Raw genomic sequence first — 14,590 nt, 5'->3', positions numbered from 1 at the left:
GATTCCAATAAAGTCAGTTTGCACGGCGGTGCTACCGCCGTGCGACTCGAATACCAGTTTTGCACGCGGGTCGTCAGATTGCGCGCGTCGAAAAATACCAGTCCTTGGTCTGGTAGCCTTCGTTCATTCGCGCATCTGCCGCATCTGTCGTCTGGGGTGTCGGCACGATAACATCCTCGCCCGGCCTCCAGTTCTCGGGCGTCGCCACCTTGTGCGCGTCCGAAGTCTGAAGCGCCTGGACCAGGCGGAAGAATTCATCGACGGAGCGGCCGTTGGTCATGGGGTAATAGACCATTGCCCGCAGAATGCCTTCTGGATCGATTATGAAGGTCGCCCGAACCGCTTGGGTGTCGGATGCGCCGGGCTGGATCATGCCGAATGCCTGTGCCACCTTCATATCCAGATCGGCAATGATCGGGAACGGAATGGTGACGTCGAAGGTCTCTTTGATCGAGCGAACCCATGCGATGTGAGCGTAATGACTGTCGATGGAAAGGCCAAGTAGCTCCGTATCGAGCCTCGCGAAGTCTTCAGCCCGGCGAGCGAAGGCGGTGAATTCAGTCGTGCACACCGGGGTGAAGTCGGCCGGGTGCGAGAAAAGGATCAGCCATTTGCCACGGTAGTCCGAGAGGGATTTCGTTCCGTGTGTGGTCAGTGCGCAGAAGTCGGGAGCCGGCTCGTTCAGGCGTGGCAGGCCGACATTAGAATCGTTTGAGGCAGGGGTTTCAGCAGTCATCGATAGGCTCCTTGAGTGGTTGCCTACCAAAAGTATGAACTTGCTCGTTATATTGGAAATTGATTTAATCGCGTTTTGTAATTCAAAAAAACGATCAGAAGATGACCACTCTCAGACAGCTTCGGTTTCTCACGGCCCTTGCGGAAACGAGAAATTTCTCCCGCGCGGCTGAACTGTGTCATGTCACGCAATCCACGCTTTCGAACGGCCTGAAAGAACTTGAAGACAGGCTGGGTGTGCAGGTGGCGGAACGGACCAAGCATTCGGTCATGATGACCCCGGTCGGCGAAGATCTTGCGGATCGTGCACGAGATGTGCTCGCCCGCGTGAAGGACTTCGAAGACCGTGCCGACCGCGAGGTTGAGGCAGGGACCACGCAGCTTCGGCTGGGCGCGATCCCGACCATTGGCCCGTTTCTCATGCCGAGAGCCATGCCGCTGCTCCGCGCGGCATATCCGGATATGAAGCTTTATCTGCGTGAGGAATTGACTGACGCGCTCATCGCCGGACTGGTTGACGGACGGCTCGACCTCATACTGATCGCCCTGCCATATGAGTTGCCGTCTCAGATTGCCTCCGAGGAGCTTTTTGCCGACGGCTATCGTCTTGCCGTCCCGTTGAGTCATCCCCTGGCGAACCGGAAATCGCTCGCAGGGGAGGACTTGTCCGGACGGCAGCTGCTTCTTCTCGAACGTGGGCATTGCCTTCAGCGCCACGCGCTGTCCAGCTTCCCGGATGTTCAGCTCAATGAAGACGAGAGTTTTGCCGCCACAAGCCTGCCAACGCTTGTCGCAATGGTGGAGGAAGGACTTGGCATCACCCTCCTACCGCAGCTCGCCCTGGATGCCGGCGTTACAAAGGGGCACGCTCTGAGCCTGTCTGAACTGCCCGACGCGTGTCCACGCCGGGTGGCTCTGGCGTGGCGCAAGTCCTCAGCACAGGGTGATCTATATGGCCGGATAGGTGCTCACCTGCGCGACGCCAGGGACCATCTGCAAGAGGCCGCTTCAAGGTGACGGCCGGCGCCTCCGGTCAAACCTGCTTCAAAAGCTGAGCACGCGCGTACCGTCAGCCAATAGTCGTGCCGCAATCTCGTCGGGCTTTGCCACCCCGATACCTTCAAGCAGGACCGACGTGTCTTCACCGCGTCCTGGCAGGTAAATCGCGCAAACCTCGACCGAGGCCCCGGTTTTCTGACGGATAGTCTGCATAAGCCCCTGGGGGCTCATATCACGCGGAGGCTGGCCGGAGGTTGCGCTCTCCGGAGCGTCGCGCAATGCGATATCTCCCGCCGGTCCGCAGAGCAGGATGTGCGTTTCGGCACCCTTTTGCGCCGCCTGCATCGTCAGCACCATTGCCATCAACTGGGTCTGAGGTTCGGCCGAGGTCACCACGGTCACGAGTTTCTTCGCTTCCTGCGCTGTGACGGTGGTTACGGTTGCGGCGCAGATTACCGCGGCTGAGAGAGCACGGGTCAGGAACTTCATGGGACTTCCTTTCAGGGTCATTCAGGTTGGCAGATCTCCCGTGCCACGACAGCGCGGATAGTTCGGACAGTCAGCGCTGCGATGGTGAGAATGAGAAGCGCCAGCAAGGTCCAGCCGATCACGCGGTGTGGCGCGGAGCCATCAAGTGCAGCAAAGCGGAAGCTGGCTGTGGTCATGGCGGCCAGTGGGAATGACAGGGCCCAGAACGGCAGTGCAAACGGAAGCCGCAACAGCGCAGGGACCTGGATCGCAACAAGCGCGGTAAAGAAGTAACCGATGTTCAGCAGCAGCCGGGCCGGTGCATCCACGGCGCCGTTCGACAGTTGAATCCAGGCGAGAAAGGCGACCGCAGGCGGAGCGATCAGGATCACCAGTGTCGGACGAAGCTTGCCGGGAAGCGGATCGTGAAAGATGAGCCGGTTGAAGACAAGTGTCAGCAATACGATCCAGAAAACGATGCCGACCGAGAAGAAGTACCAGCTCGCCTCGATATGGCCCAACGGGACACCGGCGAGCGGAACAACAACGTTGCCCACCGCCGGTATGAACCAGGCCGGAGAGAGCTGACCTGGGCCGAAGGAGCGATGGGAGATCCAGGCCGTCACCACGACAAGCGTGAAGACTGCCTGTGCCGACGCTCCGATAATCCAGACGATATTAGCTGCTGCAGGGTTCTGTTCACGCAGGAAAGTCGCAAAAAGCAACAGCGAGATTGCGGTCGCCGGAAAAAAGGCGAGCCTTACCGGATGGTGCCACTCCGCGGCAACGGATTCCGGATGGCGCAGCGCCTTGAGCAGATATATCGCGGCAAGCAACACCAAAACAGCAAAAGCGGTCCAGCCAACGGCCGAGGAAGCCCCGGCAACGCCGCAGGCGTGCAACGCCAGAGCCAGACCGAATAGCCCCATCGTGACGCCGAAGATGCTGATCGGAAAATGTTCCAGTCGTGACGGCAGTGCCGCCTGTCCGGTATCAACGGTCATGGTTTTCAATCCTGCGGTTATTCGGAATGGTCTTCGCCGAAACTGACCGTATTGGCGTTGTGGATTTTCTTGCCAGGTCGTTCGATCAGGTCGCGCTATCCCTTGTGACATTCTTCGTCCAGCGCGATCTTGCCGTTCAACATGATGATCGCCCTTTAGTTTGATGAGTTCGGGTTGGCCTTTTGGCTCCCGTGTTATTCGGCCGGAAGCTTGCCTGTCGCATCTCCCGTCAGGCGCTGCGGCAGGGCAAAAGCGACAGCAACGAAAACTGCCCCCAGTGCAATGCCCAGAAGATCGCCCTGAACGGTCCAGATGCTCTCATAGGCAGAGCCGGGTACGGAGCCTAGCGTGACCTTGCCGCCTGCGATGTCATCAAGCAGTCCGGAGGCCTTCCACATTGGATAGGTCGCCATGTATGCGGCGGCTCCGAACAGACCGCCGACGACGAAGATCAATGCACCTCTTCGACCGGCAGCAGCGGCGCCGATGGCCGTGCCCGGACAGTAGCCGGCAGCCGCCCAGCCGACACCGAGCAGCAGTCCGCCGATAAAGACGCCTGCATAGGCCGCCTTGACCGACATGTGGCCGACGTCCACAAGCCCGAGCATCTGGCCACCGAACATCAGGATCGAACCGGTTCCGATGGCCAGAAGGATGGTTTTCATCAGGTTCAGGCGCCGTAATGTCAGCATGCCGATGATGACATTGGGGTTGGTGGCCCCGATCCGGTCCAGGACGAAGCCGAATGCGGCGCCGATCGCAAAGGCGAGCACGAGGGTCATCGGTCAATCCTCCCTGTACATGAAGAGGGCTGTAGGAACGGCTGCGAGAAAGGCGCCGAGGGCGAAGATGTAACCGGACAGGGACGTCTGCATCATGCCGCTCATCATGTGTCCGGAGGTGCAGCCACCGGCAAGACGCGCGCCGTAAAGCACGACAAAGCCTCCGGCAAAGGCCACCGCGTAGTGCTTCCACGGTGTTTCGCCAAAGTTGGCCCGCCAGACAGCAGGCAGACGGCGTTCCTGCTGTCCGATGCCGCCCTTGAGCAGCGTTGAGACGAAGGCGCCCGCCGCCATGGCCAGCACAAAAACGAAACTGTAATTCAACGGGTTTGCGGCATTACCGGCATATTTGCCGTTCGACTTGGCCATGTAGGCATTCGTCGATGTGTAACCGTCTGCGGTCTTGGTGATGAAATCGGGCGTAACAACATCCGTAACGATTGCATCAAGGATCACGAACTGCGTGCTGACACCGATGGGCTTCACGAGAAGCACCGCGGCAAAGAAGACCGCACCGAGCAGGACGCCACCTAGTCTCCAGTCCCAGGTCATTTCGACATCTCCTTTGGTATCGGGCCGGCAGACCATGCGAAACATTTCGCCTTTCACCGGCAGTTCCCGATTTCCTAGCATGTCGTGCCTGCATCACTCGGTGACTTGGTCACCAACGGACAGGAGTTTCCTTTATTCCGGCTCTTCCTTTCACACTGAAGGCCGGTGGCGCTGGGCAGCGTGAAAAGGCCGGCCTCCATGGCCGGCCTCATCACCTTTATCCGTGAACGGCAGGTGGGCGTTCCTCGTGTTCGTCGGCGAGGACACGATCCCGCTGCAGTTCGAGCCACATCGCGTTCATCACGGCAAATATCGCGGCGAGCGGCAGACCCAGAAGCCAGGCGAAATACCACATGGTTTTGCTCCTTATCTCAGTAGACAGTGTCCGAGTTTCCGGTAACGTCCGCTTCGGTGACCTTGCCCCAGAGCACTTTGTAGACCCAAGCGGTGTAGGCCAGGATCAACGGCATGAAGATCACCGTGACCACCAGCATGATGAAAAGCGTCTGGTGAGAGGATGAACTGTCCCAGACCGTCAGCGAAGAGTTCGGGTGGAGAGATGAAGGCAAGATAAACGGAAACATTGTTAGACCTACGGTCGAGATTGCTCCAAAAATGCCGAGTTTGGACCACAGCAGAGTAGAGACTTCGCGGCCCTTGCGCAGGCCGAGCACAGCCATCGTCATGCCTGCGAAACCGAGCACGGGAGCAATGATGATCCATGGTCTGGCCACATAGGCGGACAGCCATGTAGAGGTTCGCTGAACTTCGGAGTAGAGCGGGTTCGACGGCCCGTCCGTCACGATGTCACTTGTGAGGGCATACCCTTCGATCACCAAGAACAACCATAGCCCCGACACCGCGAAACCGATAATCGTCATCAATCCCGTTACCACACCGATGCTTCGCGCGCGCTCAGCGACCACGCCCTCCGCCTTCAGCGACAGCCAGGCTGCACCGTGGGTCGTCAACATGGCAATGGATACAACGCCCGTGAGCAATGCAAAGGGGTTGAGGAGGCCCAGAAACTTGCCGTAGTAACTGCCCTCGTAGCGAGAGAATAGGTCCGGCGTCAGTTCGAACGGCACGCCTTGAAGGACGTTTCCAACTGCGACCCCGAAGATCAGGGCCGGCACTGCACCGCCAACAAACAAAGCCCAGTCCCAGCTACTTCGCCAGATGATGCTTTCACGTTTGGACCGGTACTTGAATGCTACGGGGCGCAAGATGAGCGCCGCTAGAACTGCGAACATGGCCAGATAGAATCCGGAAAAGCTGACCGCATAAAGCGGTGGCCATGCGGCAAAAATCGCGCCACCGCCGAGAATGAACCAGACCTGGTTTCCTTCCCAGACGGGACCGACGGTGTTGATAACGATGCGCCGTTCAACATCCGTTCTACCGACAAAGGGAAGCAGCGCTCCCACGCCCATGTCGAAGCCGTCCGTAAGGGCGAAACCAATCAGCAGGACACCCAAAAGCAGCCACCAGATAAGGCGAAGAGTGTCGTACGGCAGAAGTTCAAAGAGGATCATGGCTATCACTCCGCAGGGGTTGCAAACGGCACCTGGCCGTCATGGGTACGCAAGCGGTGTTCGTGGCGGGCGTTCCAGATTTCCGTTTCCTCGACGTCCTGATAGGGGCCCTTGCGGATGTATTTCAGCATCAGGCTCATCTCGACCACGAAGAGGATCGTGTAGAAGGTCACAAACCCGGTGAGGGTGAGCAATACGTCCTGAATGCTCAGGTGGCTTACGGAGAGGGCCGTAGGCAGAATGCCGTCCACTGTCCAGGGCTGACGGCCAAACTCGGCAACAAACCAACCGAGTTCTGCTGCAATCCAGGGCGCCGGAATGATCGCCACGGCGAGCCGGAGTGCCCATCGGGGATAGCTTTGCTGGCAGAAAGAGGAACGCCAGAAGAAGTAGATCATCACCCCGATAAAGGCGAACCCGAGACCGACCATGACGCGGAAGGACCAGAACAGCGGCGCAACGCCGGGAATGGTGTCTTCGGCTGCCCGGGCAATATCCGCGGGCGTAGCGTCCCTCGGGTCGTCCATATAGCGAAGCAGAAGGAACGCAAATCCCAGGTTGCCGGAGTTTTCCTCGAAGGTATCGCGCACTTGCGGTGCTGTTTCCGACCTTTGCTCGCGAATGGTCATGAGCGCGTCATAGGCGGCAATTCCGCTTTCGATCCGCTTCTCGGCTTCGGCGACCAGGTCATTTATACCGGGAATTGTTTCCGTGAGTGAACGGGTGCCGATGAGCCCCATGACCCAGGGGATCTCAATGGCATAATGTGTTTCACGCGCTTCCTGGTCGGGTAGCCCGATCAGATTGAAGGGGGCCGGAGCCTCATGGGTCTCCCACATGCCTTCCATTGCGGCGAGCTTCATGCGCTGTGTGTGACTGGCCGAATAACCGGATTCGTCCCCCAGCACGACGACGGAAAGAGCCGATGCCAGGCCGAAGGAGGCCGCAACGGTGATCGATCGGCGCGCCATCGGCATGTGTCTGCCCTTGAGCAGGTACCAGGCGGATACGCCGAGCACGAAGACAGAGGCGGTGACGTAGCCAGCCGAGACGGTGTGGACGAATTTTGCCTGGGCAACCTCGTTGAAGACCACTTCGAAAAACGAAGTCATCTCCATGCGCATCGTGTCCGGATTGAACTGCGCGCCAACCGGGTTCTGCATCCAGCCATTGGCAATGAGGATCCACAGCGCTGAGAAGTTGGAGCCGATCGCGACCAGCCAGGTGACCGTCAGATGCCCGACCCTGGAGAGCTTGTCCCAACCGAAGAAGAACAGCCCGACGAAGGTTGCTTCCAGGAAAAAGGCCATGAGCCCCTCGATTGCGAGTGGTGCTCCGAAAATGTCTCCAACATAGTGGCTATAGTAGCTCCAGTTCATACCAAACTGGAATTCCATGGTAATGCCGGTTGCGACGCCCAGAACGAAGTTGATACCAAACAACGTTCCCCAGAATTTCGTCATCTGCCGCCAGATCGGCCGGCCGGTCATTACATAAACGGTCTCCATGATCGCGACCAGGATCGACAGCCCCAGTGTCAGCGGCACGAAGAGGAAGTGGTACAACGCCGTCATCGCGAATTGCAGGCGTGACAGCTCGACAATATCGAGCTCCATGTCGTGTGCTCCTCAGTTTGCGGACCTGTGCTTTTCGGAAAATCAACCAGCACAGGACACATTTGAGGATCCCTATCACCCGATGCGCGGGAGTTTGGTGACCAAATCACCAAACTCCCGCGCATCGGATGTTGAGGAATAAGGGGACAGCACCTGAGCGCCTGCACGACACCCAACAGAAAATCATCGCAGACAAAAAGAAAGAGGCAGAACAAGAGCGGTTGGCGGAAAAACAACAAGAAGAACAAGAGCGTGTTCAACAAACAGCCCAAAGGCTCGATGACGCGAAACACGTGAATGATCAGCGCAAAAGGTCAAAATATCTCTGTGCCATTTACGATGACATCAAAGCTGCTCGGGAGCTGCCAAGATTACACCTTTGAAAATATCAGAGAAGACGCTCAAAAACGTCTGAGAAAATTGCAGAGCTGACCTACGATTCCAACCCAGATACTAGGTTGTTCATTCCTGATTTGATTTCAAAGTGATTCATAGGTTGCCGACGTGATTTGGAGGTCGGCGATGTGTACCAAGATGACAGCACGGGATTTCGAACTGGCACTGGAGGTTTTCCGGGCTTGCTTGCCACGGGTCGGCGCGAAGGCAAAGAATGACCGTCTGTTTCTCGAGGCTCTGCACTATTTCACGCTTCACAACATCTCCTGGCGCGCTTTGCCCGAGCGGTTCGGCAACTGGAACAGCGTCTGGAAACGGTTCGACCGTCTTGGCAAGACGGGTGTGTTCGAGGACTATTTTTCCATTCTGGCCGGGTTTGATGAAGGGGCACACCTGATTGCCATGTTCGATAGCACCGTTATTCGCGCCCATGTTTCCGCGGCAGGCGCCAAAGGGGGCAGGAAGGTCAAGCGCTCGGGCGTTCGCGCGGCGGGTTCGGCACCAAGATCCATCTGAAAACGGATCGGAGCGACCTGCCGCTTGGCTTTGAACTGACCGGTGGCGAAGCCTCTGACAGCAAGCAGTTTACGGATCTCATGGAAACCGGCCCCGACATCAAACATCGGGCCATCGTTGCCGACAAGGGCTATGACAGCAATGCCAATCGAGAGGCTGCGCGAAAGGCCGGGGCTGTCCCGGTCATCCCTTACAAATCAAACCGGCGCGACATTCCCAGGCACTTCGCCAAAGCGCTCTACCGCGGCCGCGCACGCATCGAACAAATGATGGGCAAGCTCAAACGCTTTAAACGCGTCGCCCTGCGATGCGAGAAAACCGCCAGAAACTTCCGCGCCATCGTCGCAATCGCCGCGGCCTTCATCTTGATCAAATCCGTCTACACGGCCTAATGCTTCGCTCCTTCAGGCACATCGCTGCTCTTAAAATCGAAGATTCGTCCGAGCGAAGGCACAAGTTTGGTTTTGCCGTTCACATGAGCGCCTTGGAGCTCCGATCCGTATACGGATGCAAACCCCAGCAACGCGCCCAAGTCCGGACGGGTAAGATCACTGAACTCCACCATAATCAGCCCCTAAAAAATCAAACAGCCCGATAGCTATGATAATTGACGCCACTCAGGTTCTTGGCTCGCAACGCATCGCCAAAAACTTGCGACACCCTGAGGCCAGGACGGCGAATAAACATTTCGTTCCAAGCGTGGTGACCATTGATTTTCGAAAGCGAAAACACAATTTTTGTGATTTCAGGCTTCTTCGCCCGGATCAAGAAACCTTGGTCATCACGGCCAGGCTCGCATAGCGTGTCATGCAGTGTGTCCAGACGGTTGCCAGTGATAAACAGATAGCCTTCTCCGATTTTGGTCTCGTTCTCGAAGTACTCCATTGGGAAGAACTGGTGAACGTCTGGCTCAAGCTCTTCAAGAATGTCCTTGAACACTTGCGGAACAAGCGGCGCACCTCCTTCCCAGCGGTTCACATCGAGCAGCGGTTGACGTTTGATCCCAGGCCCGCCCCTGCGAAGCTTGGTTGGTACGAATTGAGGTAACACGTGCCTGCCAGCGGTAAGCCCAATCGGCGAGATCCAGGCTCCTTCATCTGGTGTGTCATCGACTACTCTTATTTTCTCAGGATCCCCGTCGATTGCCTCAAAATAGTTGGTGTACATGTAGTTTTCGGGCTGTACCCCTACTCCGAGACTGTAGACAACTGAATTTTCTTCCATGCCCAATTTACTCATGTGATCCGGCAAACCTTGGGTCTGCGCGTTGCTGCCAATGCTCTGAACACAAACACGCGCCGATAAAATTGCCAAGCCGAGCAGCAACTTACGCCGAGCAAACAGCGTGAAATTGCGAGCGAGACCAGCGCTGTTTCGGTTTGCAGAAGCTTCGTCTCAATTGCCGCGGCCTTCATCTTGATCAAATCCGTCCACACGGCCTAGAAACAGACGAATTGTACGCAGAACTCAGAGCGATTTTGGACGAGAAAGCGAACGAGAGCCAAGCACGGCTCCTATCTGTTCTGGTCTCGCCCTGCGGACCACGCTTTCTTCCGGCCGCTGTGCGGCCTCCTCCGAGCCAAACACAATTTCTGCCGGGACCATCTAGCGCCGGCAGAAGTCTCAAGGAGCCTTCCGCCGGCAAGATAGTCCATCGGCCGAAACCGACTTTTTCTCGGCCCATTCGGGGTACGATCGTTCGCGCTGGATCTGCTTTGCAGATAAGGTCGATAAAGGCGCTGCCAATGAAGATCAAATCGTGACAGGTCCATTTGACAAACCGGAAAGCTAAATTTTGACCTCGAATTTACCTGAAACAGAATCCCGCAAGTCCGCATCCAAGCTATCTCTTGCTGCACTCGGTATCGTATATGGCGACATTGGAACCAGTCCTCTCTATGCTTTCAAGCAGGCCTTCAACGGAAGTGAATTCGTAACGGCCACGCCAGCCAATGTCCTTGGCGTTCTTTCCCTGATCGTTTGGGCGCTGATCCTTGTCGTTTCGATCAAGTATCTTTGGTTTGTACTCAAAGCGGACAACAACGGTGAAGGCGGGATCATCGCACTCGTCGCCTTACTCAACCCCTGGGTTGCGGCACCCGGTACTCAACGAAATGTTCTGATGATCATGGGCCTCTTCGGTGCCGCACTCCTTTTCGGGGACGGCACGATCACGCCTGCGATCTCGGTTCTCAGTGCTGTCGAAGGCTTGACAGTTGAGACAACGCGTTTCGATCATTTCGTCATTCCGGTCACAGTCAGCATTCTCCTGGTGCTCTTTGCATTTCAGTACAAGGGCACGAGCCGGATCGGGGCACTCTTTGGACCTGTTATGTTGATCTGGTTCCTCGTTCTTGGCCTGATCGGAATACGCGGTATCCTGCACTATCCCGGTGTGCTCATAGCGCTGAACCCCCTCCATGGCATCAGTTTTCTATTCGGCAATGGTGTCATGGGGATCATAATCCTTGGCACGGTCTTCCTCGCGGTCACAGGCGCGGAGGCGCTCTATGCAGACATGGGTCATTTCGGACGTACCCCAATTCGGTTGGCTTGGTTTGTCGTCGCGCTCCCCTGCCTTTTGTTGAATTATTTCGGTCAGGGAGCGATCGTTCTCCACGAGCCCGGCTTCGTCGCACATCCGTTCTACGGGCTCAGCCCGGATTGGGCACATTACCCGCTTGTAGCTCTTTCGACCGTTGCCACCATTATCGCGTCGCAGGCAGTTATTTCCGGGGTCTTCTCGTTGACCCGCCAAGCCATACGTCTCGGTCAAATGCCATCATTGCGCATACTTCAGACCGACCGCGAACAGATCGGTCAGATTTATATTCCGGTGGTAAATTGGGTGCTGATGGTCGCGACGGTCGGCCTGGTGCTGGCCTTCCGGACATCGGACAATCTGGCTGCTGCCTATGGTCTGGCCGTTTCGATGGACATGGTGATTACCACCTGTCTTGCCTACTTCGTTGCCCGGCGCTTTAACTGGAACCCGCTGCTTGCTGGGGTGCTCGCTGCTGCGTTCCTCGTCATCGATATGGCGTTTCTGGGCGCCAATCTGTTCAAGTTCCTAGAAGGCGGGTGGTACCCGATCGTCGTTGCTTTTCTGGTCTTCGCAATCATGGCAACATGGCGCTTCGGCATGGGGCGAGTGCGTGACCTGAACACTCGGGACAGGGAACCGCTCACGGACTTCTTCGAGCGGATTGCTGCCAATCCACCGGCCCGTATTCCCGGTACTGCTGTCTATCTGACGCCACCGGGCGACTATGTCCCCGCGGTTCTCCTGAAGGATCTTGAATACGCTCCGGCGTTGCATGAACGGGTCGTGTTCATGACCGTTCTGGTCGAAGACGTGCCACGGGTACCAAGTGCGGAGCGCGCCGAAATCGTGGAGCTTGCGTCCGGGTTTTATCACATCACATTTCACTATGGGTTTATGCAGAACCCGAACTTACCCATCGCGATGAGGTTAAGCGAGACGCTCGGGCTAGACATCTCTTTGGATGAAGCCATTTTCTATGTCGGGCATGACACAATCCTCTCGGCACGCGAGACACCATTCTTCGAGCGGGTTCGAAGCACGATGTTCGCATTCCTTTGGCGCAACTCGGCTCAATCGATTGATAAATTTAACCTGCCGCCTGACCGGGTGATCTCCATCGGGAGACAGATCATTGTTTAGCCTGAAGCTGCAGCATGCCAACACCACCGCATCGGTCGGCGGATCGACATAGAGACCCACGATACCTGGGAGTTTCTCGGCGAAGACCGGATCGTACGACAGCTTGAAGCTGCGCCAGCGATGCGCGGCAAGACGATCCGGGCATGTTGCAGTGATCGACACTGCTTGTAGCTCGAAAAGAATTCGCAAAAGTCATGTACGATCATCTGACCTCACCGTTGATCGTTGATCTGGACAGCGATGCGTTGAGTTCGGCATAGCTCTTGAACTTCGGCCGGGGAACGAAAAAGCGCCGGCCGCTGTTTCAGATCAATCGGCGTATCGCGCAAAGCCTTGATGGCGATCAGGCAGCTCCCCCGGAGGCGCGGTCGCGGCTGGCGAACATCGGCCCGCCTTTCCAGCGGGGAAAGCCGTAACCGTGGATTTCCACCAGATCGATGTCCTCGGGGGCCTGCGCTATGCCCTCGTTGAGGATGGCCTCTCCTTCCGCGGCCATCGTCGCGACAAGATGCCGGGCGATGTCGGGGCGGAGCGACGGCCCCTGCCCGTCTGCGGACACGTGGGGCGCCAGCAATGCTGTCGTGGTGTCCGACGGCTGCGGGGTCCGGTCGCCGTCGGCGTAATCATACCAACCGCCCCCGGTTTTCTGCCCCTTGCGCCCTGCCCGCATGAGGATGTCGCCCAACGTCTCGGGCACCTTCTGCCCGGCGTCGCGGGCTCCTTCGCGCTGCAGGAAGGCGATGTCCAGGCCGCCCAGGTCCTGCGCCTCGAAGGGCCCCATCTTGAAGCCGTAATCGCGCATCGCGGCATCGATCTCGGGAATCGGTACGCCTTTTTTCACCAGCGCCTCGGCCTCGGCGCGGTAGCGTTTGAGAATCCGGTTGCTGATGAACCCTTCGCAGATACCGGCTTGAATGGGCATCTTTTTCAGCGCGCGTCCCAGCGCAAATCCCGTTGCCAGCACGTCGGGCGCGGTGTCGGGGGTGGGCACGATTTCGAGCAGTTTCATGATGTGGGCGGGGCTGAAGAAATGCAGGCCGATGAAACGCTCGGGGTGCGGAAGGCCTGTCGCGATGTCGCGGGGATCGAGATACGAGGTATTGGTCGCCAGCACCGCATCGGCCCGGCAGAAATGACCGAGCCGCTCGAAGACCGCACGCTTGACGCCGATCTCTTCAAAGACCGCCTCAATGACCATGTCGGCCTGTGCAAGCGCGGCGTAGTCGGTGCTGCCCTGCACCCCTGCCATGCGGTCGGCGCGGTCCGCTTCGCTCAGCTTGCCGCGCTTCACACCACCAGTAAAGATTTTGTCGATGTTTTGCATCCCCCGCGCGACGGCCTCGTCATCGCGTTCGATCAGGACGATCCGCATCCCCGCCTCGCGGCAGGCGGCGGCGATCCCGGCGCCCATCGTGCCACCCCCGACGATGCCCACCGTCTTGATCTGTCGCGGCTCGACCCCTGTCAGCACCTCAGGCTTCGGGGCCGCGCGTTCGGCGAAAAAGACGTGGCGCAGAGCGGCGGCCTCCTCCGAGGCGCGCAAATCCAGAAAGGTCTTGCGCTCGTGGGCCATCGCAGCGGCGAAGTCGTGTTCCGTCGCAAAGCGGATGCAGTCGAGCGCGCGCAACGGGGCCTGATGCCCGGCCTCTGCGGCGGACGTCCGCGATGCCTGCCAAAACGCATCGGGCATCGGTTCCAGCGGGATCTGTGATGCCGGCTGCGGCAGGTCAGCGTCCAGCGCCTGTCTGGCGAAGTCGATCGCGGCGGCTTCAAGATCATTTCCGATCACAAGGTCCAGCAGTCCGGCATCCAGAGCACGGGCAGCGGACACGGGCTTGCCGCCGGTTGCCAGGTCGACCGCAAACTCGACTCCCGCAAGGCGTGGTGTGCGGACCGTGCCGGACGCGCCGGGAATGATCCCAAGGTTGACCTCCGGCAAGCCGACCTTCGCGCTGCCAAGCGCCACGCGGAAGCGGCAGCCCATTGCGATCTCGAACCCTCCGCCAAGCGCCGTGCCGTGGATCGCCGCGACCCAGGGTTTTTGCGCGGCCTCGATCCGGTCCACCACGTCGGGCAGGTGCGGCTCTACCGGCGTTTTGCCGAATTCGCGCACATCCGCACCCGCGATGAAGGTCCGCCCGGCGCAGATCAGCACCACGGCGCGCACGGTATCGTCGGCGTCGAGCCGGTCGACCATTTCGACCAACCCCTTTCGGACAGCCTCGGAGATCGCGTTGACGGGCGGATTGTCCAGCGTGACGACAGCAATGTCGCCATCCATGCGAAGTGTCAGACGTGTCAT

At 58.2% G+C, this 14,590-nt stretch carries 14 protein-coding genes and 2 pseudogenes; 5 read left to right on the top strand and 11 right to left on the bottom strand.

Annotation, left to right across the window (positions count from 1 at the left end; genetic code table 11):
• Positions 1–73 precede the first annotated feature (73 nt).
• Positions 74–736 (bottom strand): peroxiredoxin, encoded by a 663-nt coding sequence (locus tag FMN63_RS28620; protein WP_148587575.1) that lies wholly within the window; start codon positions 734–736, stop codon positions 74–76.
• A gap of 101 nt (positions 737–837) precedes the next feature.
• On the opposite strand from FMN63_RS28620, the gene FMN63_RS28615 reads away from it, so the two are divergent.
• Positions 838–1,752, top strand: coding sequence for a hydrogen peroxide-inducible genes activator (locus FMN63_RS28615; protein ID WP_148587574.1), 915 nt, complete (start codon positions 838–840; stop codon positions 1,750–1,752).
• Between the two features lie 27 nt (positions 1,753–1,779).
• On the opposite strand, the gene FMN63_RS28610 is transcribed toward FMN63_RS28615, so the two are convergent.
• The 7 genes from FMN63_RS28610 to FMN63_RS28580 all read right to left on the bottom strand — a co-directional run bounded on the left by FMN63_RS28610 (position 1,780) and on the right by FMN63_RS28580 (position 7,691).
• On the bottom strand, positions 1,780–2,223 hold the full coding sequence (locus FMN63_RS28610) for a DsrE family protein (protein WP_209001428.1): 444 nt from the start codon (positions 2,221–2,223) through the stop codon (positions 1,780–1,782).
• Between the two features lie 17 nt (positions 2,224–2,240).
• Positions 2,241–3,206, bottom strand: coding sequence for an SLAC1 anion channel family protein (locus FMN63_RS28605; RefSeq protein ID WP_148587573.1), 966 nt, complete (start codon positions 3,204–3,206; stop codon positions 2,241–2,243).
• A gap of 194 nt (positions 3,207–3,400) precedes the next feature.
• The gene (locus FMN63_RS28600; protein WP_148587572.1) at positions 3,401–3,988 is read right to left on the bottom strand and encodes a DUF6691 family protein; all 588 of its coding nucleotides are present in this window, start codon (positions 3,986–3,988) and stop codon (positions 3,401–3,403) included.
• Positions 3,989–3,991: 3 nt separating this feature from the next.
• Complete coding sequence (locus FMN63_RS28595; protein ID WP_148587571.1) at positions 3,992–4,540, bottom strand: YeeE/YedE thiosulfate transporter family protein; 549 nt, start codon at positions 4,538–4,540, stop codon at positions 3,992–3,994.
• Between the two features lie 217 nt (positions 4,541–4,757).
• The gene (gene cydX / locus FMN63_RS28590; RefSeq protein ID WP_148587570.1) at positions 4,758–4,895 is read right to left on the bottom strand and encodes a cytochrome bd-I oxidase subunit CydX; all 138 of its coding nucleotides are present in this window, start codon (positions 4,893–4,895) and stop codon (positions 4,758–4,760) included.
• A gap of 16 nt (positions 4,896–4,911) precedes the next feature.
• On the bottom strand, positions 4,912–6,075 hold the full coding sequence (gene cydB / locus FMN63_RS28585; protein WP_148587569.1) for a cytochrome d ubiquinol oxidase subunit II: 1,164 nt from the start codon (positions 6,073–6,075) through the stop codon (positions 4,912–4,914).
• A gap of 5 nt (positions 6,076–6,080) precedes the next feature.
• The gene (locus tag FMN63_RS28580) at positions 6,081–7,691 is read right to left on the bottom strand and encodes a cytochrome ubiquinol oxidase subunit I (protein WP_148587568.1); all 1,611 of its coding nucleotides are present in this window, start codon (positions 7,689–7,691) and stop codon (positions 6,081–6,083) included.
• Between the two features lie 128 nt (positions 7,692–7,819).
• Here FMN63_RS28580 and FMN63_RS28575 point away from each other — a divergent pair, with 128 nt between their 5' ends.
• The 3 genes and pseudogenes from FMN63_RS28575 to FMN63_RS28565 form a co-directional block, all read left to right on the top strand.
• The gene (locus tag FMN63_RS28575; protein ID WP_148587567.1) at positions 7,820–8,074 is read left to right on the top strand and encodes a hypothetical protein; all 255 of its coding nucleotides are present in this window, start codon (positions 7,820–7,822) and stop codon (positions 8,072–8,074) included.
• Between the two features lie 139 nt (positions 8,075–8,213).
• Positions 8,214–8,603 (top strand): transposase, encoded by a 390-nt coding sequence (locus tag FMN63_RS28570; protein ID WP_148587566.1) that lies wholly within the window; start codon positions 8,214–8,216, stop codon positions 8,601–8,603.
• Positions 8,585–8,995: pseudogene (locus tag FMN63_RS28565) on the top strand (IS5 family transposase); the annotation flags it as partial. The gene FMN63_RS28570 and the pseudogene FMN63_RS28565, both read left to right, overlap by 19 nt.
• Positions 8,996–9,185: 190 nt before the next feature.
• Here FMN63_RS28565 and FMN63_RS28560 read toward each other — a convergent pair.
• Complete coding sequence (locus FMN63_RS28560) at positions 9,186–9,929, bottom strand: imm11 family protein (protein ID WP_148587564.1); 744 nt, start codon at positions 9,927–9,929, stop codon at positions 9,186–9,188.
• A 469-nt stretch (positions 9,930–10,398) separates the two neighbouring features.
• Between FMN63_RS28560 and FMN63_RS28555 the strand changes: the two genes are divergently transcribed.
• Complete coding sequence (locus FMN63_RS28555; protein WP_205514393.1) at positions 10,399–12,288, top strand: potassium transporter Kup; 1,890 nt, start codon at positions 10,399–10,401, stop codon at positions 12,286–12,288.
• A 15-nt stretch (positions 12,289–12,303) separates the two neighbouring features.
• On the opposite strand, the pseudogene FMN63_RS29965 reads toward FMN63_RS28555, so the two are convergent.
• Positions 12,304–12,420 (bottom strand): annotated as a pseudogene (locus FMN63_RS29965) (IS630 family transposase); the annotation flags it as partial.
• Between the two features lie 211 nt (positions 12,421–12,631).
• The gene (locus FMN63_RS28545) at positions 12,632–14,590 is read right to left on the bottom strand and encodes a 3-hydroxyacyl-CoA dehydrogenase NAD-binding domain-containing protein (RefSeq protein ID WP_148587562.1); all 1,959 of its coding nucleotides are present in this window, start codon (positions 14,588–14,590) and stop codon (positions 12,632–12,634) included.

Source organism: Stappia sp. BW2 (genome assembly GCF_008107695.1).
Lineage (GTDB): Bacteria > Pseudomonadota > Alphaproteobacteria > Rhizobiales > Stappiaceae > Roseibium.
Note: the sequence above shows the minus strand (reverse complement) of the source record. Positions and strands in the feature narration are given on the sequence as shown.

Excerpts from the sequence above, each read along its gene's own strand:
- FMN63_RS28620 (WP_148587575.1), bottom strand. The coding sequence starts at position 736 with ATGACTGCTGAAACCCCTGCCTCAAACGATTCTAATGTCGGCCTGCCA.
- FMN63_RS28615 (WP_148587574.1), top strand. The coding sequence starts at position 838 with ATGACCACTCTCAGACAGCTTCGGTTTCTCACGGCCCTTGCGGAAACG.
- FMN63_RS28610 (WP_209001428.1), bottom strand. The coding sequence starts at position 2,223 with ATGAAGTTCCTGACCCGTGCTCTCTCAGCCGCGGTAATCTGCGCCGCA.
- FMN63_RS28605 (WP_148587573.1), bottom strand. The coding sequence starts at position 3,206 with ATGACCGTTGATACCGGACAGGCGGCACTGCCGTCACGACTGGAACAT.
- FMN63_RS28600 (WP_148587572.1), bottom strand. The coding sequence starts at position 3,988 with ATGACCCTCGTGCTCGCCTTTGCGATCGGCGCCGCATTCGGCTTCGTC.
- FMN63_RS28595 (WP_148587571.1), bottom strand. The coding sequence starts at position 4,540 with ATGACCTGGGACTGGAGACTAGGTGGCGTCCTGCTCGGTGCGGTCTTC.
- cydX (WP_148587570.1), bottom strand. The coding sequence starts at position 4,895 with ATGTGGTATTTCGCCTGGCTTCTGGGTCTGCCGCTCGCCGCGATATTT.
- cydB (WP_148587569.1), bottom strand. The coding sequence starts at position 6,075 with ATGATCCTCTTTGAACTTCTGCCGTACGACACTCTTCGCCTTATCTGG.
- FMN63_RS28580 (WP_148587568.1), bottom strand. The coding sequence starts at position 7,691 with ATGGAGCTCGATATTGTCGAGCTGTCACGCCTGCAATTCGCGATGACG.
- FMN63_RS28575 (WP_148587567.1), top strand. The coding sequence starts at position 7,820 with ATGTTGAGGAATAAGGGGACAGCACCTGAGCGCCTGCACGACACCCAA.
- FMN63_RS28570 (WP_148587566.1), top strand. The coding sequence starts at position 8,214 with ATGTGTACCAAGATGACAGCACGGGATTTCGAACTGGCACTGGAGGTT.
- FMN63_RS28545 (WP_148587562.1), bottom strand. The coding sequence starts at position 14,590 with ATGACACGTCTGACACTTCGCATGGATGGCGACATTGCTGTCGTCACG.